The 22391-nt window shown below is 50.7% G+C and carries 17 protein-coding genes and 3 pseudogenes; 8 read left to right on the top strand and 12 right to left on the bottom strand.

Translation table 11 applies throughout. The features are described 5' to 3' along the window. Positions 1 to 366 precede the first annotated feature (366 nt). The 7 genes and pseudogenes from K6K13_RS23425 to K6K13_RS03835 all read right to left on the bottom strand — a co-directional run bounded on the left by K6K13_RS23425 (position 367) and on the right by K6K13_RS03835 (position 6578). Positions 367 to 2277, bottom strand: a complete 1911-nt coding sequence (locus K6K13_RS23425; protein WP_286206780.1) for a calcium-binding protein — start codon at positions 2275 to 2277, stop codon at positions 367 to 369. 150 nt (positions 2278 to 2427) lie between these two features. Continuing rightward, the gene (locus K6K13_RS03855; protein WP_222159614.1) at positions 2428 to 3039 is read right to left on the bottom strand and encodes a hypothetical protein; all 612 of its coding nucleotides are present in this window, start codon (positions 3037 to 3039) and stop codon (positions 2428 to 2430) included. Between the two features lie 32 nt (positions 3040 to 3071). Then, positions 3072 to 3638 (bottom strand): hypothetical protein, encoded by a 567-nt coding sequence (locus K6K13_RS03850; RefSeq protein WP_222159613.1) that lies wholly within the window; start codon positions 3636 to 3638, stop codon positions 3072 to 3074. Beyond that, the gene (locus tag K6K13_RS03845) at positions 3635 to 4081 is read right to left on the bottom strand and encodes a hypothetical protein (RefSeq protein ID WP_222159612.1); all 447 of its coding nucleotides are present in this window, start codon (positions 4079 to 4081) and stop codon (positions 3635 to 3637) included. The genes K6K13_RS03850 and K6K13_RS03845 overlap by 4 nt, the downstream gene beginning before the upstream one ends. A gap of 378 nt (positions 4082 to 4459) precedes the next feature. Further along, positions 4460 to 4555, bottom strand: a pseudogene (locus tag K6K13_RS23085) (IS5/IS1182 family transposase); the annotation flags it as partial. A 359-nt stretch (positions 4556 to 4914) separates the two neighbouring features. Continuing rightward, positions 4915 to 5961, bottom strand: coding sequence for a calcium-binding protein (locus tag K6K13_RS03840; RefSeq protein ID WP_222159611.1), 1047 nt, complete (start codon positions 5959 to 5961; stop codon positions 4915 to 4917). Continuing rightward, complete coding sequence (locus K6K13_RS03835; RefSeq protein ID WP_222159610.1) at positions 5931 to 6578, bottom strand: hypothetical protein; 648 nt, start codon at positions 6576 to 6578, stop codon at positions 5931 to 5933. The genes K6K13_RS03840 and K6K13_RS03835 overlap by 31 nt, the downstream gene beginning before the upstream one ends. 619 nt (positions 6579 to 7197) lie before the next feature. On the opposite strand from K6K13_RS03835, the gene K6K13_RS03830 reads away from it, so the two are divergent. Further along, positions 7198 to 7575, top strand: a complete 378-nt coding sequence (locus K6K13_RS03830) for a cytochrome b562 (RefSeq protein ID WP_222159609.1) — start codon at positions 7198 to 7200, stop codon at positions 7573 to 7575. A 52-nt stretch (positions 7576 to 7627) separates the two neighbouring features. Here K6K13_RS03830 and K6K13_RS03825 read toward each other — a convergent pair whose 3' ends face one another. From K6K13_RS03825 to K6K13_RS03815, 3 genes are all read right to left on the bottom strand, one after another. After that, a complete protein-coding gene (locus K6K13_RS03825; protein ID WP_222160954.1) occupies positions 7628 to 8119 on the bottom strand; it encodes a GNAT family N-acetyltransferase in 492 nt (163 codons plus the stop codon). Positions 8120 to 8346: 227 nt separating this feature from the next. After that, entirely contained in the window at positions 8347 to 9006 is a 660-nt protein-coding gene (locus K6K13_RS03820; RefSeq protein WP_222159608.1) for a metallophosphoesterase, read from the bottom strand. A 310-nt stretch (positions 9007 to 9316) separates the two neighbouring features. Next, positions 9317 to 9745, bottom strand: coding sequence for a hypothetical protein (locus K6K13_RS03815; RefSeq protein WP_222159607.1), 429 nt, complete (start codon positions 9743 to 9745; stop codon positions 9317 to 9319). 350 nt (positions 9746 to 10095) lie between these two features. Between K6K13_RS03815 and nifJ the strand changes: the two are divergent. After that, positions 10096 to 13629 (top strand): annotated as a pseudogene (nifJ, locus tag K6K13_RS03810) (pyruvate:ferredoxin (flavodoxin) oxidoreductase). 60 nt (positions 13630 to 13689) lie between these two features. On the opposite strand, the gene K6K13_RS03805 reads toward nifJ, so the two are convergent. Continuing rightward, positions 13690 to 15021 (bottom strand): aminotransferase class I/II-fold pyridoxal phosphate-dependent enzyme, encoded by a 1332-nt coding sequence (locus tag K6K13_RS03805; RefSeq protein WP_222159606.1) that lies wholly within the window; start codon positions 15019 to 15021, stop codon positions 13690 to 13692. A gap of 165 nt (positions 15022 to 15186) precedes the next feature. Here K6K13_RS03805 and K6K13_RS03800 point away from each other — a divergent pair, with 165 nt between their 5' ends. The 6 genes from K6K13_RS03800 (at position 15187) to K6K13_RS03775 (ending at position 21005) form a co-directional block, all read left to right on the top strand. After that, on the top strand, positions 15187 to 16143 hold the full coding sequence (locus K6K13_RS03800) for a substrate-binding domain-containing protein (protein WP_222159605.1): 957 nt from the start codon (positions 15187 to 15189) through the stop codon (positions 16141 to 16143). 42 nt (positions 16144 to 16185) lie between these two features. Continuing rightward, positions 16186 to 16989 carry a deaminated glutathione amidase gene (locus tag K6K13_RS03795; protein WP_222159604.1) on the top strand — a complete coding sequence of 268 codons (804 nt, stop codon included), beginning with the start codon at positions 16186 to 16188 and terminating at the stop codon, positions 16987 to 16989. Between the two features lie 78 nt (positions 16990 to 17067). Further along, positions 17068 to 17940 (top strand): ABC transporter substrate-binding protein, encoded by an 873-nt coding sequence (locus K6K13_RS03790; protein WP_252120486.1) that lies wholly within the window; start codon positions 17068 to 17070, stop codon positions 17938 to 17940. 64 nt (positions 17941 to 18004) lie between these two features. Beyond that, a complete protein-coding gene (locus K6K13_RS03785; RefSeq protein ID WP_222159602.1) occupies positions 18005 to 18907 on the top strand; it encodes an amino acid ABC transporter permease in 903 nt (300 codons plus the stop codon). After that, positions 18907 to 19707 (top strand): amino acid ABC transporter ATP-binding protein, encoded by an 801-nt coding sequence (locus K6K13_RS03780; protein WP_222159601.1) that lies wholly within the window; start codon positions 18907 to 18909, stop codon positions 19705 to 19707. Before K6K13_RS03785 ends, K6K13_RS03780 begins: the two co-directional genes overlap by 1 nt. A gap of 260 nt (positions 19708 to 19967) precedes the next feature. After that, the gene (locus K6K13_RS03775; protein WP_222159600.1) at positions 19968 to 21005 is read left to right on the top strand and encodes a L,D-transpeptidase family protein; all 1038 of its coding nucleotides are present in this window, start codon (positions 19968 to 19970) and stop codon (positions 21003 to 21005) included. 89 nt (positions 21006 to 21094) lie between these two features. Here K6K13_RS03775 and K6K13_RS03770 read toward each other — a convergent pair. Continuing rightward, a pseudogene (locus K6K13_RS03770) lies at positions 21095 to 22377 on the bottom strand (O-acetylhomoserine aminocarboxypropyltransferase/cysteine synthase family protein). Between the last annotated feature and the right edge of the window lie 14 nt (positions 22378 to 22391).

Genomic DNA, 22391 nt, shown 5'->3' with positions numbered 1-22391 from the left:
CCGGGTGAACATAAAACCGCTTATCAGTTGCGCCTGAATGGGGTGGTAAGTTTCAGAGCGATCGCAAGAGATATCGTGTATCAGCCACTTTCCCGCTTTAACCGCCAGCAGCAGGACATACCCTTTTTCTGGCAAACAAATCAAAGCCGGTGTAGGCATGTCTCCTGACACAGAGATGCGGGGAGAGTATCGACAGCGTAAACCGCAGTGACGCGCGGCGCGGACCAGTTGCACGTTGATATCATGGTATGCATCGGTGCCGAACTGCGCTTGCAATGCCTCGATGTTGACGGCATTACCATGGTATCCGGCAATCAATGCCAATCCTTGCCACACGTATTTGTCCTGAGACATGCCCTGCCTCCATTAATACGCGAGAGAAGATTGCTGGATATTTTTATGCGATGGTGCCGTTGCTAGCGGCAGCGACACGGAGGAGGCACTGGCATCGTCTTCTTCATCCCAGCTCATAAACTGGGCGATATCTTGTTTCATCAAAGCGATAGATCGTTGCGGACGCCCTTTCTTACTTGCAGGCAATGCTTGCCCGGATTCGATATGATTGAGGATATCTTTTGACTGCCATTGCGTACCGTTAGCAAATTCAATGTGTTCTATCTGATATCGCGATGCGCTAAAGAAATCTTTGATTGTCACCCTCTCATCACCGGACCTAAAAACGAGTTCCAAATCGCCATAATTGGAGCTTGTCGAACCGCCGCGCCGTGCCACCGCCACCTGTTCCGGGGTTATTCCCTCACCGAATCGCAGTACGTCCACATCACCAGATTCACTGCTGTATTCGGCAATGACATCCTTCCCATCTTCCCTGTTGAACAAGTAGATATCGCTGCCGTTTCCTCCATTTAACTGGTCATCACCTTTACCACCCACCAGAATGTCGTCCCCTCGGCTTCCCTCAAGCGCGTCGTTTTCACTCCCTCCGATAAATGTCCGCTGCGGCGGGAATCCAATACGTTCTTGTTCGGCACTGAATGTGGGCTGATAAGAAAAAAAGGAATGGAATGCATTGCGGAGCCTTAAATGCGCGACTACGTCAGTCCCTTTAAGTTGGTTGATATGTGATTCAAACGCGTCAAAATTCAGTGTCAGGCCACTGAAATCGGGTTTTATATCCACAACGATCAAAGCAAATTCATTGCGGTACAGGGTCTGTGCCAGCAGACACGCTTCGGCGTGCTGGGCAAATTTCCGGTATTCTGCTTTTAGCAATTCAGCAGAACCAATAAAGGGGTTGGTATCGCCACTCCACTGGTGTTTAAAGCCCTTGCCCGTTGCCTGTTCCAGCACTGCCAATTGGCGTGCATCAATATAACGACCACGACTTTTAGGATCGATATCCGTAACACCGGCCCAGGAAAAGAGTATTTTATCCATTTTTCCAGGCTGTTGAGCAGCTAGTGGATCAGCGACATAGTCTTCAACCAAAGCGCGCAGCGCAGGGCTCTGACTCATCGCCACATGCAGTTCCGTCATATTGCCGAAACCGCGAATGTGCGGCAGTCGCCGAATGTCTTCACCGACGCTGATGTCTCCGGTATATTTCGTATACCCTTTATTGGCAGTAAACCAGACATCACTTGCCTGGCCTTTTGTGCCATCACTGTAAGTGATACTGCCGACCTGCCTGTGCGCATGGTCTTGAGCGTCGACGAAAGAGGAGGCTTTCCAGTGAGTGTCTATAGACGTCACGCCCACCTGCTGAGGTGAAAATAACTCGCCTTCATCCACGTTGGCATCACTGTTAAGATCGCGCCATACCTGAAGTTTCTGCCAACTGGCGTCCGTGGCATTCAGTACGCCATCCCCATTGTCATCCTGTTCCTTAAGGGCCAGAAAACCATGGTCTGCCAGCTTGCCGTCTTTCAGGCGGGCATGATTACCAAACAGTTCACGACCCGTATCAATACGCCCATCGCCATTACGATCCAGCACCAACAAACCATCATCCGGACTCACCCATCCGGTGCTTTCCGCAAACATATTCTCATCGTGATCGAAAAAAACACCTTTCGACAGGGGAAGTGTTTCTATTCCATCGCCGTCAAGATCGAGAATGATAGGGTCGATTGCCGCTTCGGAATCCCCAGTATCAGGCCCCTCTGGTGGCCCAAAAATATCGGGCAGCCCGTCCAGTGGTGGCAGTCCCCCCCCGGGGCCGAAAGGGCTGGCATTCCCCCCCTTTACTGCGCCGTCAAGAAGGTTGTTCATTGCCTCCTGTAGCGGGCCGTTCAGTAGACTGCGCAGATATCCCAACGCTTCTTGCAGGTATTTGCGCGCGGATGGGCTCCCTTCTTGTGCCATTGGGGAGAGATGATTCCCGATCCTGCCCAGTTGGTGCTGCAACTGACTGATCAGATGTTTTGACAGTGCCGCTGCCGCATCGATGTTCGCCTGTGGACGAGGTTATTTTAACGATTTCAGATGGTTTTCCAATTGATCCTGAACGGCATCACGCGCACCGTTCAGGATATCGTTGACGGCACCACTCAGGCTCTTTTGGGCCTGTGTGCCGAGTTGTTCCACGCGCTCATCCAGTCTATCCTTGGCATCCAGAGTATCTTCCAGCGTATTGTGATTATTCAGCCCCTTAATGCGATCGGCCACGCCAAAAGGCGTTTGCAGCCCCTCTAAATAATCGATTCCACCACTTTGTAATATCTGGTTTGCTGCAGTGGTGCAGTTTGCATCACCGTTTCCATCCGGAGTGAGATCGTAGCCAGACAGGTGTCCCTTAAACTGCTGAATGCTTTGCATCATCTGCCGGTATTGCGTTTCGGTCAGGGGAATGGTTTTGGTTTCTGTTGGAGGTCTGTGTTTTAACACATTTCTCTCCTCAACAAGCCCTTCCGCATCTTTTCCCCTGATATTATTGTCAAACCTGCCATTTTTGGGTGTAAAACCAAAATAATCTGCATCAGCAGAACCATTATCGAATTTTAGCCAGCTATGAATAACCCCGCCATCAGGATTATCCAGAACCTTTGAATCATTCATTACGGTAACTGAATAGGACATAGATTCACCTCAATAGTTTAAGGATAAATAATTTATTTGTACCTGAGGCGTACAAAATAAAGCGTATAATCGGTAAATCCAGGGTAATGACTGACAATTTCAGGACGAATCAGGTAACGCCCTGGATGCGGTATATTAACAATAGGATAGAGTTCACCCAATTCATCTTCATCAATGATATATAGTGACGAAAAGGTTTTAGTCTTCTCCTGAGTAGGAATAAAAATCTCCTGAGCCAGGACATTTTCCTGTAAATCAAAAACAAGAATACGCCCTTCTAAATCGTATAAAGCCTTTCTATGAACCTCTCGTTCTTTGGTAAAGCGTTCATTAAAATCCACAATATTATTAATTTCCTCCCCAGCAGAAAAAAGAATATCCACTTGATATTCCCCAGGTTTTTCCGCATAAACCACAAACTGCCTGGCCAATATTTTTTCTGCCTTGGGCGGTGCCGATACGATAGGAGAATTGATATCCTTACTCCCCCCTTCTAACGGTGTCATTAACGCCATAAGAAATAATAAAATATGTAAAAAGACACGCCAGGGGAAATAGTTATCCAGCGCTGACTCCTCTTGTCCGGTGAGGTTTATCATTGCGTCTCCTTACGCAGAAAGGAACCGCGTAAGAAGTCACGCACTTTGGCATAAAAGGAGGTTGAACGGCCCACGGGTTCAAAAATCAGGGTATAATCAGTAAATGCCGAGTCCTGGCTGATAATTTCCGGGCGGAATATATAGCGCCCGGTGCGAGATATCTCAATCACATCATAGCTAGCGCCGAAGAGTTCCTCATCAATCAGATATTCAGAAGCAGGGTTCCATTTATTGTCTTTTGCAGGGAGCGTAATTTCTTTAAATAGGGTTCTGTAGTGAAAATCATAGAGGGAAATTTTCCCTGAAAGTGCTTGAATCACCTTACTATGCACTTCTCGTTTCTTTTTTAATCGTTCCTCTTTATTTTCAATTGCATTGAAGTCAACGCTGGGGGAAACAAGAACACCAATACGGTATTTTCCGGGTTTTTCCGCCTCAACCACTAATTGCCTCCCCTGCAATGTGTTATGCTCATTTACATTTTGTATAATTAACTGTGCATTTTTTGAGCAAATAGTGGACACATAAATATCAGTAAGAACATAATGGAATATAAAGACTGGCTCCACATCAAAGAGTACACGTTGATGATTTTCATAAATACCATAGACATCCCTTTAAAAAGAGAATTAACTTCGCATCTGATTTATGCGTTAAGCAAATCAAGGAAAACGCCATTTCCTATTTTTATTATAATTACGCAACATTATTAAATAACGATAAAACAAATACCATAAAACGCTAAAAAATAAAAAACACAGCTCCATCAATGAGTTTATCGATAATGGGCTGACTTTCATTGACGTCAATAGCACCACGATAAAACACAGTTTTACCTCAACGTTTTCGACCTTTTTCTCCCAACACACCTGTACTCGATGGAAGCGATTCATCCAACTAAGCATTCTCTCCACGACCTATTGATGCGTTTTAAACCTTTCGTTCAGTGGGTTTTCTATTCTTATATCCATGACATTACGGGCAGTTGATAGCATATTTTTAACGTCACTTGCGCACGATGTTCAGCACCGCCATTGCCGGGCTAAAGAAATAGCTAAGGAATGGTTTTTGATTTCCGCAGTGACCTGCTTACTGGGTTCCCATTGCCATTTATTCAGCCCGACTCGTAACGTCCTATTCTTTAACACAATAACCGAGTCATAAACCAACCCATATGTAACTGCAATGCCTCTATATTGACGGCATTACCATGGTATCCGGCAATCAATGCCAAACCTTTCCACACGTATTTGTCCTGAGACATGCTCTGCCTCCATTAATGCGTGAGAGGAGATTGCTGGATACTTTGATGTGAGGGTGCTGTTGCTAGCGGCAGCGACACGGAGGAGACGCTGGCATCGTCTACTTCACCCGCAGCCATAAATTGCGCCACCTCTTGATGCAGTTGCGGGATCGCCCCCCCCACATTCGGCACGGCAGGTTGTGCAGTTGGTAAGGGCGCCCCTTCCCGGAAGTGTTTTATAATATCCGGTACAGTCCACACTGTACCGTCATAAAATTCTGTCGTACTCGTGCTGTCAGAACGTGGAAAATCATGAATTTCGTTTTCGTGTGATGAAACGCCTTTAATTTCCATAATCAAAAAATTACTAGCAGAATTGCTAGAAAACGTATAGCCGTTATAATAAACACCGTTCTCGTTTGGAGGCGATTTTGCTTCTTCAAGCCTGACATCTGCTGGTGTCATCCCGTAGCCATAACGGACCGTTTTATCACCTTGGCCATGCTCCAAGGTGTCGACTGTGACCGTCGCTTTTTTCCCAGTCAGACAGGAACGATTAATGCCTTCAATGTCATCGAAACGCTCATCGCAGACGCCACTTGTTGATGGGCCTTCAAACGCAGCACAACGATTTTGACCTTGCGTTCCGCCCATCATATTTGCGCGAATTTGGCTTATATCTCCAACACCACCATACTTCTGGGCAAACGCCGCCATATCCCAATGAGCCCCATCAGAAAACTCTACACGTTCCACTTGTGGTCCAAGCAGCCCAAAGAAATCTTTGATGGTAACGCTATCGTCACTGTCCCTAATCCCAAGCGTCAAATCATTCCTGTTTTCACCGTTACTACGCTTTAAGATCACTTGCGACGGTAATATTCCCGAACCAAATCGTAATATATCTACATCATCAGGTGTTCGTTTGCACTCTGTGATGATATCGCTGTCATCTCCTGAACAAAAATGATAGATATCGGAACCACTTCCTCCTTGTAAAAGATCGTTGTTGGCCTCCCCAATTAATTCGTCATTTCCTATCCCGCCATTTAAATTGTCATGCCCTGCTCCGCCATACAAAATATCATTACCTTCTCTTCCTCGCAGTAGATCATTACCGCCCCCCCATATATTTTGTCATTATGACTCGTACCCATAATGCTATCATGTCCAGTAATACCAACCAGTGTTACAATATCAACACCGGTTCTTTTATCTTGTTCTGATAAAGAACCGCGGGGAGGCAGTAACCACTCAGTTTTATCAGAACCACGAATTCCACGCTGGGTTACTTCAGAATGTAACTTATAAGCCAGATCTCTATACGAGTTTCTAAAGTGTGAAATGTTATAAACATCTGGATATCTGGCGCATATAAACGATGCAACCCCGCTCATTGCAGCGTTACTCGTCAAGGCAGGGTTATTCATATGCTGATCAGCCAAGCGTGTACCCTGACCGATTACATCAATCCAACCTTCGAAATTATGGTCGTTATCCTTAAGCCTGACCACTGACTGCCTAAAGCTGTCGTCACTATTAAGTGAAGACTCAATAGCGTGTGAGTGCTCGTTATAATTTTTGAAGAAATGTTGTAAACATGACTTAAATGAATCTTGAAACGTTTGGTAAAACTGAGCTTTTTCCTTTTTATCTCTGTCTATTAAAATATTATCATCATTCCATGAGTCTTTCACAAAACACTCCTATTATGAATTAACATTGAACATCAGATAATTTCACCACCTCATTTACGTTAAAAATAAAAAATCACAAAAACCCTAACCATAGAAAAACGAATCAAAGATGATGAGATAAATGAATAATATACAACAAGCTTTATCGTGAAGATGTTAATCATCACCAGTAAAAAACTACATTATCGACATCATTAAATATATAATAAAACGCTTCGCTAATTTTAAATAAATGACACAACGTTTAGATAGCGACTTATTTTTTTACCAATAAAATTAATAAAATAAAAACAACAAAGAGGTTCTCCGCACTACAATAAAACAAAATGCCATTGATTCATTTATTTTTCATTTAATATAAACCTGCATTATATAGACGAAGTCCATTCATATTATGGACCTATAAAAAATAGGGGAATCCCATTTTTAAAATATTCTTTTGCATTAAATTAACATCGGCACACGCTAACCTTACCCATACTGACCAGATTTTCTTTGTTTATTAAACCAGATATACCATTTGACCGCGCTCACAGACTCATGAATACTCTTTCACATAACAATAACAAAACGGCAAGGGAATCCTTTTCGCTAAAGCATCCCCCAACAGGAGTAAGCAATGAAAAGAGCAATGATTGCAGTAAGCATCGCATTGGCGAGCGTCACGCTGGCACTGCCGGTAGCCAGTCAGGCATCGGTGAAAGAGGAAATGCGTGCCATGGCGGGCAGCTATAAAGGTGCCAACAGCGCCAGCGATGCGGCTACGCTAAAATCTGAGTTACAGACCATGAAGGAACACGCCACGAAAGCCAAGGCCGATCCTGAGTTTAACAAAGGACCTGACAGCCTGGTGTTCAACGAAGGTCTGGGCAAGTTAATTACACAAATCGATGATGCGATTGCGCTGGTGGATGCAGGAAAATTATCTGAAGCGAAAACGGCGACAGATAATCTGAAAAAAACCCGCGCGGAGTACCACAAGAAGCTCGGTGTATAACAGTCGTCCGGTGGCCTCTCTTCGGGCCACCGGATCGCTAACTGGTTTCAATTCACGCTTTTACATGTTTGCGCAAAAAATTTTCGATGCCTTTCTCGTCCAAACGGTAACGAATCCATTCACTTTGTGCGTTAGCACCAATACTGTCGTAAAAATCGATAGCTGGCTGGTTCCAATCCAGTACACTCCACTCCAAACGACCACAGCCGCGATCTTTAGCCAATTTTGCCACATGTGCTAACAACGCTTTGCCCGCACCATGCTGACGGAAACGTTTGGCTACATAGAGATCTTCAAGATAAATACCGTTTTTGCCCAACCAGGTGGAGTAACTCATAAAGAACACCGCATATCCAACCGGTACGCCATCAATAGCGCAAATCAAGGCTTCTGTACGCGTATCAGGGCCAAACAGCGTTTTCTCAATGTCTTCACGCGTCGCAATCACTTGATTACGGGAAAGTTCATATTCCGCTAGCTCAATAATCATATCCAAGATCGCGCACGCATCTGCTTTCTGAGCGGGATAAATGGTTATATTCATCATCCTTTCCTGTTATAAACGCCAACATTGCTTCCCGATGCTACCTTAGAGCGGTTACAGTATGAACAGCATTTTGTTCATTGGGCGATAATAATCACGTCACGACGCTATTTCATTAGGCCATGACGTGATCACGAACGCGCATAAGCACGTATGCAAGGGTCACCGTCGCGGAGGCAGATAACAGGGCGTACAAGGAAGACACTAAAGCGCGAAAAGGTGTCCTGCTAGAGCAAGCGCACCATAGAAAGGGGCCCACCGTACACAGCCCCTGTATCGAGATAGATCTGATTGGCATAGGCGCACACCTTTTTAAGCGGCGTGTGTCCGAAGATAAAACGGTCGGCCCCCTCGATCCGCTGATAGTCGCCAGACTGTGCTTGCAACAACCGCCTGCGCCCCCACACGACATCACCCACGTTGACGGGCAGGCCCCATTCATAGCGCGCAGAGGGATAATCCGCATGAGCAATCACATAACAGCGCGTTTGCACGTTAACTTCCAGCACATGGGGTAGCGACGCCGACAGATGGATCAGTCGATCGATGGAATGACGATGTATCGGACTCAACTCGAAATACCAGTCACCGCCATTGTTACGCCAGTGGTCGCTGTTTTCTCCTTGCACCACAGCGTATGCCATACATTCATGATTACCGATCACTGAAATGAACCAGGGAGCATCCAACAGCGCCAGACATGCCGCGCTCTCGGTTCCTCGATCGATAAGATCGCCAACAGCAATCAGCAAGTCACAACGTTCATCAAATTTCCGTGCAATCAGTTGCTGCTTCAATTGTTGATAGCAACCATGAAGATCCCCAACTACCCACACATGGCGATAGTAATCTCCACAAATACTGCGGTAGCGAACAGCCTCTCGCATTTTCACCTCCAAAACTGCAATGACGCCTTAAAGTAATGTCGCATGCCATGGGCGCTGTTCATGCAATCAGGGAGTAAAACCACAAAATCGCAAAATCACACAGACACACATAATTATGCGTAACAGATTGCCGTCGATCAGCACGAAAAAGATCTGAGACCAGAAAAAAAGCGATTTTCGTAACAAATAACGCAGGATTATGCGGTGTTGTTAGTCACGATACAGCTCGGGATAGTAGCCTGGGGAAAGTCGGTAAAGGTATTCACACCGCCACACCGGAAGCCGGGATGGCGGCAACACCGTTGCAGCGCTATGCGGAGTAAAGCGCCTCCACCGCCTGATCGCATTCAGGTACAGCGAATTTTGCATAGTGCAACGCGTGGTGCACCTGTTGTTTTTCACTCTCGGGGTAAACCTGCGTATCCAGCAGCAGCGCCCCAATGGCTTGCGCATCCAGCGTGGTAAAGGTGGTCCGAAGCGCCAGAGCGATATCAGGTCCGCCATAACACATATTGCGCAATAACACCGCCAGCTCATGGGCGTCGATCTTTCCCTGATGAACCGTATACAGCACATCGGCAATCAGCTTGGCATTGAATACACTAATGCGGGAAATATCATGATAGTGTCCGCCCAATGCCTGAATCATATGCTCGACGGCCTGTGTCGGCGTTTTCCCCTGATCGCGCAGAGACGTTAACGCCGTAACGAGTTTGTTCTGCAACTCATCTGCCATCATCCTGTCCTCTTATTATGCCCCTGTTCAATGGCTCTGCATCGCCGGGGTTCAGGTAACATATCGCATTTTCTGTCAGGGCAATATCGGTTTGAGAGAAAAATTAACAATTTTCAATATAGCGACGTTACTCACTGATTTCTATTAATATCCTTAGTTGTTATGTGGAACAGAGCCCCTGCGTAAGATAGTCGATTACCCACTTATGTGATAGATTCGTCTGCAAAGATGCTCATTTACACGAATTTATACATCTGAGCACATTATGATTCATTCAAACCCATTTCTCTGATGCGATAATGTAAAAAAGCAATCGTATTTCATTCTGTGAGCAAGCAAGTTAAGGTTAAATCATGATCACCACTGACGGTAACAGCGCAGTCGTTTCTGTGGCCTGGCGAGCAAACGACGTCATCGCCATCTACCCGATTACCCCAAGTTCTTCCATGGCCGAGCAGGCTGCCGCATGGTCGAGCGATGAGCGTAAGAACTTGTGGGGAGACACTCCCCGGGTGATCGAAATGCAGTCGGAAGGCGGTGCGATTGCTACCGTGCACGGGGCGTTGCAGACGGGTGCGCTGGCGACATAATTTACTTCATCACAGGGCTTGCTGTTGATGATCCCGACGCTCTACAAGCTGGCCGGACAGTTAACCCCTTTCGTGCTGCACGTTGCCGCCCGTACCGTCGCGACTCATGCGCTCTCCATTTTCTGCGATCACTCCGACGTGATGGCGGTACGCCAGACAGGCTGTGCGATGCTGTGTGCCAACACCGTGCAAGAAGCGCAAGATTTCGCCTTGATTGCACACATCGCTACGCTCAACAGCCGCGTCCCCTTTATCCATTTCTTCGACGGTTTCCGCACTTCACATGAAATCAATAAAGTGGAACCGCTCAGTGATGACGTTTTACTGAAACTGCTGCCTCAGGACGCCATTGCCGCGCACCGTGAGCGAGCGCTTACACCAGAACGCCCAGTGATCCGTGGAACGGCCTCCAATCCGGACACCTTCTTCCAGGCACGCGAAGCCACCAATCCGTGGTACAACAACACCTACTCTCACGTTGAGCAAGCGATGGATGCCTTTGCCGAGGTCACCGGGCGTCGCTATCAGCCGTTTGAATATTACGGCCACCCGGAAGCGACGCGTGTGATTGTGCTGATGGGATCGGGCGTAGGCACTTGCGAAGAAGTGGTGGATTCCCTGCTGACCCGTGGTGAAAAAGTGGGCGTACTTAAAGTGCGTCTGTATCGTCCGTTCTCGGCGCAGCATCTGCTCGCAGCCCTTCCGCAAACCGCGCAGAGCATCGCTGTGCTCGATCGCACCAAAGAGCCCGGCGCGCTGGCAGAACCGCTTTATCTGGATGTGATGACCGCACTAGCGGAAGCCTTTTCCCGTGGGGAGCGCACAACGTTACCGCGTACCATTGGTGGCCGTTACGGTTTATCGTCCAAAGAGTTCACTCCGCAGTGCGTGCAGGCTATTTTTAATGAGTTAGCGCTTGCTAACCCAAGACCGCGTTTCACCGTCGGTATTTATGATGATGTGACCCACCTTTCCCTACCGTTGCCGGAGCAACACTTCCCCTCCAGCGCCGGACTGGAAGCATTGTTCTATGGACTCGGCAGCGATGGCACGGTCTCCGCCACCAAAAATGCCATCAAGATTGTCGGCTCCAGCACGCCGATGTTTGTGCAGGGCTATTTCGTCTACGACTCCAAAAAAGCGGGCAGCCTGACGGTATCGCACATGCGCGTTGGCCCACACCCGATCAATTCAGCCTATCTGATAGATCAGGCCGATTTCGTCGCGTGCCACCAGTGGCAGTTCATTGAGAAGTACGCCATGGTGGAGCGCTTGAAACCCGGCGGTATCTTTCTGATAAACACCCCTTACAGCGCCGACGATCTGTGGCACCGCCTGCCACAAGAGGTGCAGGCAGGCCTGAATCAACGTCAGGCAAAGGTCTATTGCATCAATGCAGCCAAAATTGCCCGTGAATGTCAGTTGGGTGCACGTATCAACACCGTGATGCAAATGGCGTTCTTCCACCTCTCACAGATTTTGCCTGGTGATGCCGCCGTAGAGAAACTGCGGAGCGCTATCGAAAAGAGCTATGGTAGCAAAGGTGAAGAGCTGGTTACCCGCAACTGGAAGGCGCTGGAAGCCACACTGGCGGCGCTGGAATCCGTTGCACTGGCAGCGGTTAACCCTGAAAGTCCACAACGTCCACCCGTGGTATCCGACGCCGCGCCAGACTTCGTTAAAACAGTGACGGCAACCATGCTGGCTGGACTGGGGGATACCTTGCCCGTTTCCGCCCTGCCGCCCGATGGTACTTGGCCCACCGGCACCACCCAGTGGGAAAAACGCAATATTGCAGAAGCCATTCCGCTTTGGAAACCAGAACTGTGTACGCAGTGTAACCACTGTGTCGCCGCCTGTCCGCACTCGGCTATCCGAGCCAAAGTGGTACCGGCTGAGGCCATGAGTAACGCCCCTGATTCACTGCAATCGCTGGATGTCAAAGCGCGTGATATGCGTGGTCAGAAGTATGTACTGCAAGTCGCCCCGGAAGATTGCACGGGATGTAACCTGTGCGTCGAGGTGTGCCCAGCGAAAGACCGTCAAAACCCCGAGATCAAAGCCATCAACATGGAGTCCCGCCTGGATAACCTGAGCGTGGAGAAAACCCACTTTGATTTCTTCCTGCAATTGCCGGAAATTGACAAAAACAAGCTGGAACGTATCGATATCCGCACGTCACAGTTGATTACGCCGCTGTTCGAGTACTCGGGTGCCTGTTCCGGTTGTGGCGAAACGCCGTATATCAAACTGTTAACGCAGCTCTACGGCGATCGCTTACTGGTCGCTAACGCTACCGGCTGCTCGTCTATTTACGGTGGCAACCTGCCCACCACGCCGTGGACCACCGATGCCAACGGGCGTGGTCCGGCCTGGGCCAACTCGCTGTTTGAAGATAACGCCGAATTTGGCTTAGGTTTCCGTCTCAGCGTGGATCAACATCGCCAGCGCGCCTTGCGTCAGCTCTTGCAGTTGGCACCGCAGCTCCCCGCCGATCTGGTGAGCGCCTTGCAGGAAGAGAACATTGCGCCGGATCTGCGCCGCCAGCAAATTGCGCAGTTGCGTGAACGACTTGCCAGCCTCAATGAGCCGGTGGCACGTGAACTTAGCCTCGATGCCGATCATCTGGTAGACAAATCCGTCTGGCTGATTGGCGGCGACGGCTGGGCCTATGATATTGGCTACGGCGGTCTGGATCATGTAATGAGCCTGACAGAAAACGTCAACGTGCTGGTGTTGGATACCCAGTGTTATTCCAACACCGGTGGCCAGCAATCCAAGGCGACACCGTTGGGTGCGGTCACCAAATTTGGGGAAAAAGGTAAACGTAAGGCACGTAAAGATCTGGGCATCAACGTGATGATGTACGGCCACGTCTATGTCGCACAGATTTCACTGGGCGCACAGCTTAACCAAACGGTGAAGGCGATTCAGGAAGCGGAAGCCTGGCCGGGTCCGTCATTAATCATCGCCTACAGCCCCTGCGAAGAACACGGCTACGATCTGGCATTCAGTCACGATCAGATGCGTCAACTGACGGCGACTGGATTCTGGCCGCTCTATCGCTTCGATCCGCGTCGTGTGGAAGAAGGTAAACCGGCGTTGGTTACCGATTCCCGCCCGCCTTCCAGCAGCCTGAGTGAGACGTTGTTAAAAGAGCAACGTTTCCGCCGGTTAAATACGCAAATGCCGGAAGAGACCGCACGGTTGTATGAAGAAGCGGAACAGGATCTGCGTCGCCGTTTTGATTTCCTGACGATGATGGCAGGTAAAGCAGAGAAGAACACGCAAGAATAACGCCACGATACCCGACGAGATCCTCGGTGAACGCTGAGGATCTCGAGAGGAACCGGCACGCTAGCGAAAGATCTGGCTGACGGCGTCGGCCACGGTCTCAACCTGATGCTCCTGCAACTGGCTGATACTGAGCCGGATAAATTCCCCGCTTTTTACCCCTGCCCCCACGCCTACCCTCACGGCAATACCACGCACGGCCAGGGTTACCAGAGCATGGCGCTCCGAAGGCACCGGCAACCAGATACACAGCGCATCGCTTTCTGGTACCTGAATGTCACGTCGAGCAAGCGCATCCACTAACGCCTGACGTCGCTGGTGATAGACCTGTTTGGCATGTGCAATATCGTGTTGTGCCTGCGCATCGTTCAATAAATACGCCAACGCGCCTTGCAGTATCCGGCTACTCCATCCGACGCCAAAATGGCGGAAGGATTGGAGCTGGTCCATTCGGGTTTTACTGCCCGAGATCACGGCCAACCGTAAATCCGGTCCATAGGCCTTGGAGTAAGAGCAAACATGAACCGTACGTTCAGGATAATAGCGCCCCAAACTGATTGCGGGACAGGTTGATAATTCACCGATGCCATCATCTTCCAGAATCAGCACATTTTCATGTTCAGCCATTACAGCGGCCATGTCTTCCAACCGCTCAGGGCTAACGGCACACCCCGTGTGTGAATGTGTTCTCGGCTGGAAAATAAACGCCACTGGCTTTTGTTGCAGCGCCTGTTTCAGTTCCTCAATGTCAGGCCCATTGGCATCGCAGCCCACCTTGATGGCATTCATTCCCAGCAGATCGAGTAAATCGAGTAAGCGAGCCGTAGTAGGGCTTTCGATAGCCACCGTCGAGCCGGGAAAGATCAATGCTTGCAACGCCAGGAGCAGCCCATCAAACCCGCCACTTGAGGTAATAAACGCCTCAGCCGGATAAGGCCAGCGTTTGCGCACCGCTTCCTCCAATTCAGGGACAATGGCAGTTCGTTGATAACTGTTCAACGTGGGCTGCGATAAGGCATGTTGTAATGCGGCAGCCAGATTAGGCAATAACGCGGGATCCGGTGAAGAGAGCTCCATGTTAATCTGGATCGTATCGCCAAAGTTGCCAATCCTTTCAAAACGTTCCGGGCGGGGCGATATACGCTGACTACAGACCCATACCCCCGTCCTTCCACGTCCGGTCACCACATTCTGTCGCTTTAATTGGGCCCAGGCAGCCGAAATCGTTGCCGGGCTCACTCGCAATATTTCCGCTAACTCCCGAACTGACGGTAATTGGCTGCCAATGGCGATGTGTTCTTCACGAATCAATGCGGCGATATCCATCGCAATCCCGCGAATCGAGGGATCAGTCAGCATTCCAGCCAGCCAAACGGGATCAATTTTTGCTGTCATATCAAAAACTTTTGTTCAGTAACAAAAATATGATTGTACACACACAAATGAGCCACTAGTATCAAAAAAAGCCACATTACGTATAAAAATTGTACAACTGTACAATTGTAAGCAGGGAAATAATGAGCATGATGTGGATTAGTTAGCCTTCACCGGGGAAATAGCGTGACGATAACAATTAGATTGGCAGTGCGCGATTGGGACTATTTTACTCCACTTGCTTTGGGCGATATCAAACCAAAACACTTTACATTGATGATCGACCGGGTGGGGGCGTTGCCCCAAAATTTGGCCAACAGCCCACATTACGATGCGGGTGAAGTCTCTTTCAGCCGTTACGCGAGAAATCGCGCTGGTAACGATGAAAGTTTGCTGGCACTCCCGCATTTCTTGATGCGGGGGTTTCGCCAGCGCTGCATTTTAACCACCGAAAACAGCCCATTGGATGCGTTATCACAGCTCGCGGGCAAACGTATCGGTGTGACAGGCTGGCATCACTCCGGCAGTGTCTGGACACGCGCTTTGCTGCGACGTGAAGGCATAGAGACGAAGGATGTCCATTGGTATGCCGGCCGTTTGGCAGACACCCACCCGATCATGGACAGGCTGGGGAATTTTGGTCGACCGGGAAATATTGACGCGGCCCCCGGCGAGCAGTCGCTGATAGCGTTGCTGAAAAACGGCGAACTGGATGCAATATGCACCCCGTTTATGCCGGATGGGTATTTCAGTGAGACCTCAGGGCTACGCCAATTACTGCGCGATTTTCGGCAGGCAGAATTGGATTACTTCCAAGCCGTTGGTTACATCCCGGGTATTCACGTTCTCGGCATGAAACCTGAGATAGCCCAGGCGCACCCTTGGCTGCCTCAAGCGTTGAGCGAAGTGATCGATCAATCCTACGCCCTGTGGATGCAAAAACGGATCAAATATACCGATACCACGCCGTGGCTACTGGACGATCTGCGCCGCACTGCGCGGGATTTACCCGCCAACTGGAATGAAAATGGCTTTGAGGTGAATAAAGTGATGATCGCTGATTTCGCCCAAGAACTGTATGAGCAGAAGATCACGGAGAACTGCTTAACCCCAGAAGCGTTGTTCCCCTATTCATGTCGGTAGCGACATTGCACCTTAATGACGTGATGGATAACAGAGGTTGCTATGAAAGTTGCATTGGGACAATTTGCGGTAGAAAAAGCGTGGCAAAACAATGCCATCACCACCGTCTCACTCATGGAACAAGCCGAGCAGGCAGGTGCCGAACTTCTGGTACTGCCTGAAGGCATTCTGGCACGTGATATTACCAATCCCAAGCTGGTACTGACCGCAGCACAACCCCTCGATGGCCCGTTTATGATGCAGGTGCTTGCCGCCAGTCAAGGCAACAGCATGACCACCATCATGAGCATCCACGTTCCTAACGGCAGCGATAAAGTCTGGAACACGCTGGTTGTCGTTCGCAACGGCGAAATCATCGAGCAGTATCGCAAATTGCATCTGTACGATGCCTTCGCCATGAAAGAATCTGATAACGTGATGGCAGGAGATGATGTTCCAGCGTTGGTCAACGTTGCCGGATTGAACGTGGGATTGATGACCTGCTATGACATCCGCTTTCCTGAACTCGCGCGTCGTCTGGTACTGGATGGCGCCGATCTGCTGGTGCTGCCCGCCGCCTGGGTCAAAGGGCCGCTGAAAGAGGCGCACTGGGAACTGCTGGTCCGCGCCCGCGCATTGGAAAACACCACCTATGTAGTGGCGGTTGGCGAGTGCGGTGTGCGCAACATCGGTAACAGCATGGTCGTAGACCCGCTCGGCGTCGTGATAGTGCAGGCACCCGAAACGCCGACGTTGGTCTATGCTGATATCGACCCAAAACGAACCGCCTATGCTCGCGATGTTTTACCGGCACTGGCTAACCGCCGCTTTGTTACACCACGTTTGCCCCATGAAATACAAGGATAGTTTTCACCGCTAGTACTGATTTTCTCACTATCACTGACATCTGCATTCCCCAAAAGCAGAGGAGAACACGGCATGACAATGAAAAAGCTTGGATATACCACGCTACTTATCGGTTCACTGTTTTCGGCAAATACCTTGGCGACCGCCATTCCAACCCAAACGCTAAACAAAAGCCTGCACGAACGTTTGCCGGAAGATATAAAAAAAACCGGCGTCTTAAACGCGGCCAATAACGGTTCCTTTCCGCCTTATAAAATCGTCAACGGTAAAGATGCCATTGAAGGCGCTAGCGTTGATCTCGCTAACGCATTGGGTGAACTGCTCGGTGTCAAAATTGAACATTTCACGGTGGCCGGATTACCCGGCATACTGAGCGGTATTCAATCGGGGCGCTACCAATTCGCTATCGGGCCCACCGGTGATTTTGCGCCGCGTCAGGCAAAAAACGATTTTGTGGATTTTGTCCGTGAATTCGTCGTCTTTGCGGTAAAAAGTGGCAACCCTGAAAAAATTAATACCCTGGACGATACCTGTGGCAAACGTATCGCCGTATTGGCTGGCGGCTCTGCCGAGCAGGTGATGGTCAAACAATCGCAAGCCTGTACCGCTGCCGGAAAACCGGCCGTGACGGTACAATCCTACACGGACCAACCGACCTCAATCCTGTCTGTGCGTTCCGATCGCGCGGATGCCTTCTTCTCCTCTCAGGCACCGCTGACCTACTTTGTGCAACAAACCAATGGGCAACTTGAACTGGCCGGTACCGGGCAACACAACGGATTTGACGATCTGTATCAGGGGTCGGTCTTTGAGAAGGACTCACCGCTAACGCCGGTTATTCTGGCGGCGTATCAGGAGCTGTTTGATAACGGCACCTATGCCACCATCATGAAGAAATGGAATTTGTCAGACAACATGCTGCCTGCACCGGGCATCAATTTAGCCAAGTAATCGACGTTTCTTCGCAGAAACCACGCATTACATCGTCAATCACGTTGAGAGGCATTTTTTTGCCGTGGACAAATTGAGAGATGTTGCCAGAGCCCTGCCCCCCAGCCGCGTTAGCCAGCGGCTTTCCTGGGGCTTCACGCTGATTGTCGCCTTTTATGTGCTTTGGTCCATTGGGACCAATAAACACTTTGAATGGCATGTGGTCTATCAGTGGTTTAACGAAAAAACCGTGCTCAACGGGTTAGCGATGACGCTGGGTCTGACCGTGGTGGCCATGATCATCGGCATTATAGTGGGGTTATTGCTGGCTATCGGGCGCATGTCCAACAATCGGCTGCTGAGCGGACTTTCCGGGCTTTATATCTGGTTTTTTCGCGGCACGCCGCTGCTGGTGCAACTGATTTTTTGGTATAACCTCGCTACGCTCTTTCCCCGCGTCTCACTGGGCATTCCTTTTGGCCCGGAGTGGGTGAGCTGGAAGACCAACGATCTGATCACACCGCTTACGGCCGCCATTGCCGGTCTGGCACTGAATGAAGCGGCCTATATGGCGGAAATCATTCGTGGCGGCCTGCTTTCAGTCGATCACGGTCAGGAGGAAACCGCGCAGGCATTCGGCATGAGCCGCAGCCGTGCGTTGCGCCGCATCATTATTCCGCAGGCGATGCTTGCCATCGTTCCCCCTACCGGTAACCAGTTAATTAGCATGATCAAAGCGACGTCACTGGTCAGCGTCATTGCCATGGGCGATCTGCTGTATTCGGTACAAGCCATTTATAACAGTACCTTTGCCGTTATCCCGATGTTGATGGTGGCGGTGATGTGGTATCTGTTTATTACCTCGCTGCTGAATATTGGGCAATCGGCCATCGAACGCTATTACTCCCGGGGTGAGCGACTCCCGGCATCGGAAACCCGTCGATTGCCCCCGGTAAAACCCCGCGTGCCTGGCCAAGAGGAGCCTTAATGAGCAAGCCGCATTGCGACACGACAATACCCCATGAGCAAACACCGCTGGTGCACGCACGCAACGTCCACAAATATTTTGGCGACAATCATGTGCTGCGCGGTATCGATCTGGATGTAAACAGCGGCGAAACCGTCGTGATTTTAGGGCCATCGGGTTCGGGAAAATCCACCTTGCTGCGCTGCATCAACCATCTGGAAACGATGGATGAGGGGTTTATCATGATGGGCGATGAGCAAATTGGCTATCAGTTGCGCGGTGAGAAACTCTATCCCTTGTCGGCACGCGACATTGCCCGCCAACGTAGTCACATCGGCATGGTGTTCCAACAGTTCAACCTCTATCCCCATATGACTGTGTTGCAAAACATCATTGAAGCACCGGTCGGTGTGCATAAGCAGGACCGCCAGGAAGCACAGGCGTATGCCATGGCGCTGTTAAAGCGCGTTGGGCTGGAGCACAAAGCGGATGCCTACCCGCGTCACCTGTCTGGTGGGCAGCAGCAGCGCGTCGCCATTGCGCGTGCGCTGGCTATTCGCCCGACGGTGATGCTGTTTGACGAACCCACTTCAGCACTCGATCCCGAACTGGTCGGTGAAGTGCTGGCCACCATGCGTTCTCTGGCCGAGCAAGGCTTGACCATGATCGTCGTCACCCATGAGATCAGTTTTGCTCGCGAAGCCGCTGACCGAGTTATCTTTATGGATGAAGGCGCGGTGGTTGAGCAAGGCCGCCCGGACGATGTGTTGGTCACCCCGCAGCACCCGCGTACCCAAGCCTTCCTGAGTCGTTTTATCTAATGCCTGTCATCCTCGGCGCAAGCCGGGGCCCCCTGACAGAAGAAACGCGTTTTGCCTGCACAGGGATGACATAATCACGGCCAAAATGACCGCGAGCCCCCTCTTTTTTTCATGCCGGAGGCAAAAAATGTGATTCATTGCACATGCTATTTCCCTCCGAGGCCGTTCTGACCATATAATGCGCATCCGGGCGGTTCAACCGCTAACAACAAATGACATCAGAGCCCTTCGGGCATCACACACTCAATAAAGATATGAAGATGAGTATTCGCGCGATCTTAACCACCCTTCTGGCCGCTGCTGCTTTCAGCCAATCAGCATTCGCCGTTGTTTATCCGCTGCCGTCGGCCAACAGCCGTCTGATCGGGGAAAACCTGGAAATTACCGTACCGGCGGACAGCACGCTGCCGTTGGAAGCCTTTGCTGCCCAGTACCAAATGGGCCTGAGCAACCTGATGGAAGCGAACCCCAATGCGGATGTCTACCTGCCGCAGCCGGGCAGCAAGATGATTATTCCGCAGCAGTTGATCCTGCCAGACGCGCCGCGCGAAGGCATCGTTATCAATAGCGCCGAAATGCGCCTGTACTACTATCCGAAAGGCAGCAAAACCGTCATCGTATTGCCTATCGGCATCGGTGAACTGGGTAAAGATACGCCGGTTAACTGGACCACCAGCGTACAGCGTAAAAAAGCGGGTCCAACCTGGACGCCAACCGCCAAAATGCATGCGGAATATGCAGCACGCGGTGAGTATCTGCCAAAAGTCTATCCGGCAGGCCCGGATAACCCGATGGGGTTGTATGCGCTCTACATCGGCAATCTGTATGCAATTCACGGCACCAACGCCAACTTCGGTATCGGTCTGCGTGTAAGCCACGGTTGCGTGCGTCTGCGCGCTGACGACATCAAATTCCTGTTCAACAATGTGCCGGTTGGCACCCGCGTTCAGTTTATCAATGAGCCGGTGAAAGCCACCGTGGAGCCAGATGGTTCACGCTATGTTGAAGTACACGATCCGCTGTCTCGTACCGTAGAAGAGTTCCACTCCGACGCTCCGGCCCCGATCAGCATCACTGCCAAAGTCAGCAAAGTGATTGCTGACGTGAGCGTGAACACCAGCGATGTCGATAGCGCCATCAGAACGCGTTCTGGCATGCCGACCAAGATCAACGGCGCGCTGGAACCGGCACAACCGTTGGAAACGCTGGCGCCGCAAGATGCACCAGTTGCCGTACCGGATGACGTACAGCAGCCAGTTGAGACGGCGGCACCGCAAACGGATGCCAACCACTCCTGATTGGCACTGTTGCATTCCTGCATTCCCCGGCATCCGCCGGGGAATTTATCAAGCATCCCTTCTCGCCCTACGCTGTCTGCAACGCCCTGTTACGCTCCGCGCTGTGAAGCCTCAAGCGCCTGCGACACATCCGCAATAATATCGTCAATGTGCTCAATCCCGACGGAGATGCGCACCAAATCTTCACTCACACCGGCGCGTGCCAGCTCTTGCGATTAAGCTGACGGTGCGTGGTCGTGGCTGGATGGCACGCCAGTGATTTGGCATCGCCAATGTTTACCAATCGCAGGATCATCTGCAACGCATCGATAAAATGGCCACCAGCCGCTTTGCCGCCCGTGATGCCAAAACTGATAATCCCAGAGGCTTTGCCGCCAGAAATTTTGTCGCATGTCGGTTTATACGGGCTGTCCGGTAAGGCCGCGTAGTTCACCCAGGTGACCAGCGGATGAGACGAGAGATAACCCGCCAGCGCCTCGGCATTGCTGCAATGCCGCTCAATGCGCAGACTGAGCGTTTCCAGGCCTTGCAATAACAAAAAGGCGCTGTGAGGCGACAAAGCCGCGCCAGTATTGCGCAACGGGACGACGCGGCAGCGGCCAATATACGCCGCCGGGCCGAAGGCCTCGGTGTACACCACGCCGTGGTAAGAGGGATCTGGCTCGCTGAGCAGTGGGAAGCGCGCCTTGTTGGCAACCCAGTCAAATTTGCCGCTATCGATAATGGCGCCACCAATCGTGGAGCCGTGCCCACCGATATATTTGGTCAGGGAATGTACCACGATATCAGCCCCGTGTTCGAACGGGCGGCACAGCACCGGCGTTGCCACCGTGTTATCGACGATCACCGGCACGCCGTGGCGATGGGCGATAGCGGCAATCTGAGCAATATCCACCACGTTGCCCGCCGGATTGCCGATGGACTCACAGAATACCGCCTTGGTGCGCTCGTCAATCAACGCGTCAAGCGCGGCGAAATCTTCGGCAGAAAACATACGCACTTCAATCCCCTGACGCGGCAACGTATGTGCAAACAGGTTATAGGTGCCACCGTACAATTGACTGGTGCTAACAATATTGTCACCGACCTGCGTCAGCGCTTGCAGCGCATAGGTAATCGCCGCCATGCCCGAAGCGAGTGCCAATGCGCCGATCCCGCCTTCAATCGCTGCCAAGCGTGCTTCCAGCACCGCGTTAGTGGGGTTCATGATGCGACTGTAGATATTGCCCGCCACCTTGAGGTCGAACAGGTCAGCACCATGCTGCGTATCATCGAACGTGTAAGAGGTTGTCTGGTAAATCGGCACGGCAGCAGATTTGGTGGTTGCTTCCGAGGTGTAGCCATGGTGTAACACGAGGGATTCCAGTTTCATCGCGCAGACCTTTC

The sequence above is a fragment of the Symbiopectobacterium purcellii genome, from assembly GCF_019797845.1.
In the GTDB taxonomy this organism is placed as follows: domain Bacteria; phylum Pseudomonadota; class Gammaproteobacteria; order Enterobacterales; family Enterobacteriaceae; genus Symbiopectobacterium; species Symbiopectobacterium purcellii.
The sequence above is the reverse complement of the archived record's forward strand: the minus strand, read 5'-3'. Positions and strand labels throughout refer to the sequence as shown.

Excerpts from the sequence above, each read along its gene's own strand:
- K6K13_RS03825 (WP_222160954.1), bottom strand. The coding sequence starts at position 8,119 with ATGAATATAACCATTTATCCCGCTCAGAAAGCAGATGCGTGCGCGATC.
- K6K13_RS03855 (WP_222159614.1), bottom strand. The coding sequence starts at position 3,039 with ATGTCCTATTCAGTTACCGTAATGAATGATTCAAAGGTTCTGGATAAT.
- K6K13_RS03850 (WP_222159613.1), bottom strand. The coding sequence starts at position 3,638 with ATGATAAACCTCACCGGACAAGAGGAGTCAGCGCTGGATAACTATTTC.
- K6K13_RS03830 (WP_222159609.1), top strand. The coding sequence starts at position 7,198 with ATGAAAAGAGCAATGATTGCAGTAAGCATCGCATTGGCGAGCGTCACG.
- K6K13_RS03790 (WP_252120486.1), top strand. The coding sequence starts at position 17,068 with ATGAAAAAGCTTGGATATACCACGCTACTTATCGGTTCACTGTTTTCG.
- K6K13_RS03775 (WP_222159600.1), top strand. The coding sequence starts at position 19,968 with ATGAGTATTCGCGCGATCTTAACCACCCTTCTGGCCGCTGCTGCTTTC.
- K6K13_RS03805 (WP_222159606.1), bottom strand. The coding sequence starts at position 15,021 with ATGACAGCAAAAATTGATCCCGTTTGGCTGGCTGGAATGCTGACTGAT.
- K6K13_RS03815 (WP_222159607.1), bottom strand. The coding sequence starts at position 9,745 with ATGATGGCAGATGAGTTGCAGAACAAACTCGTTACGGCGTTAACGTCT.
- K6K13_RS03820 (WP_222159608.1), bottom strand. The coding sequence starts at position 9,006 with ATGCGAGAGGCTGTTCGCTACCGCAGTATTTGTGGAGATTACTATCGC.
- K6K13_RS03795 (WP_222159604.1), top strand. The coding sequence starts at position 16,186 with ATGAAAGTTGCATTGGGACAATTTGCGGTAGAAAAAGCGTGGCAAAAC.
- K6K13_RS03780 (WP_222159601.1), top strand. The coding sequence starts at position 18,907 with ATGAGCAAGCCGCATTGCGACACGACAATACCCCATGAGCAAACACCG.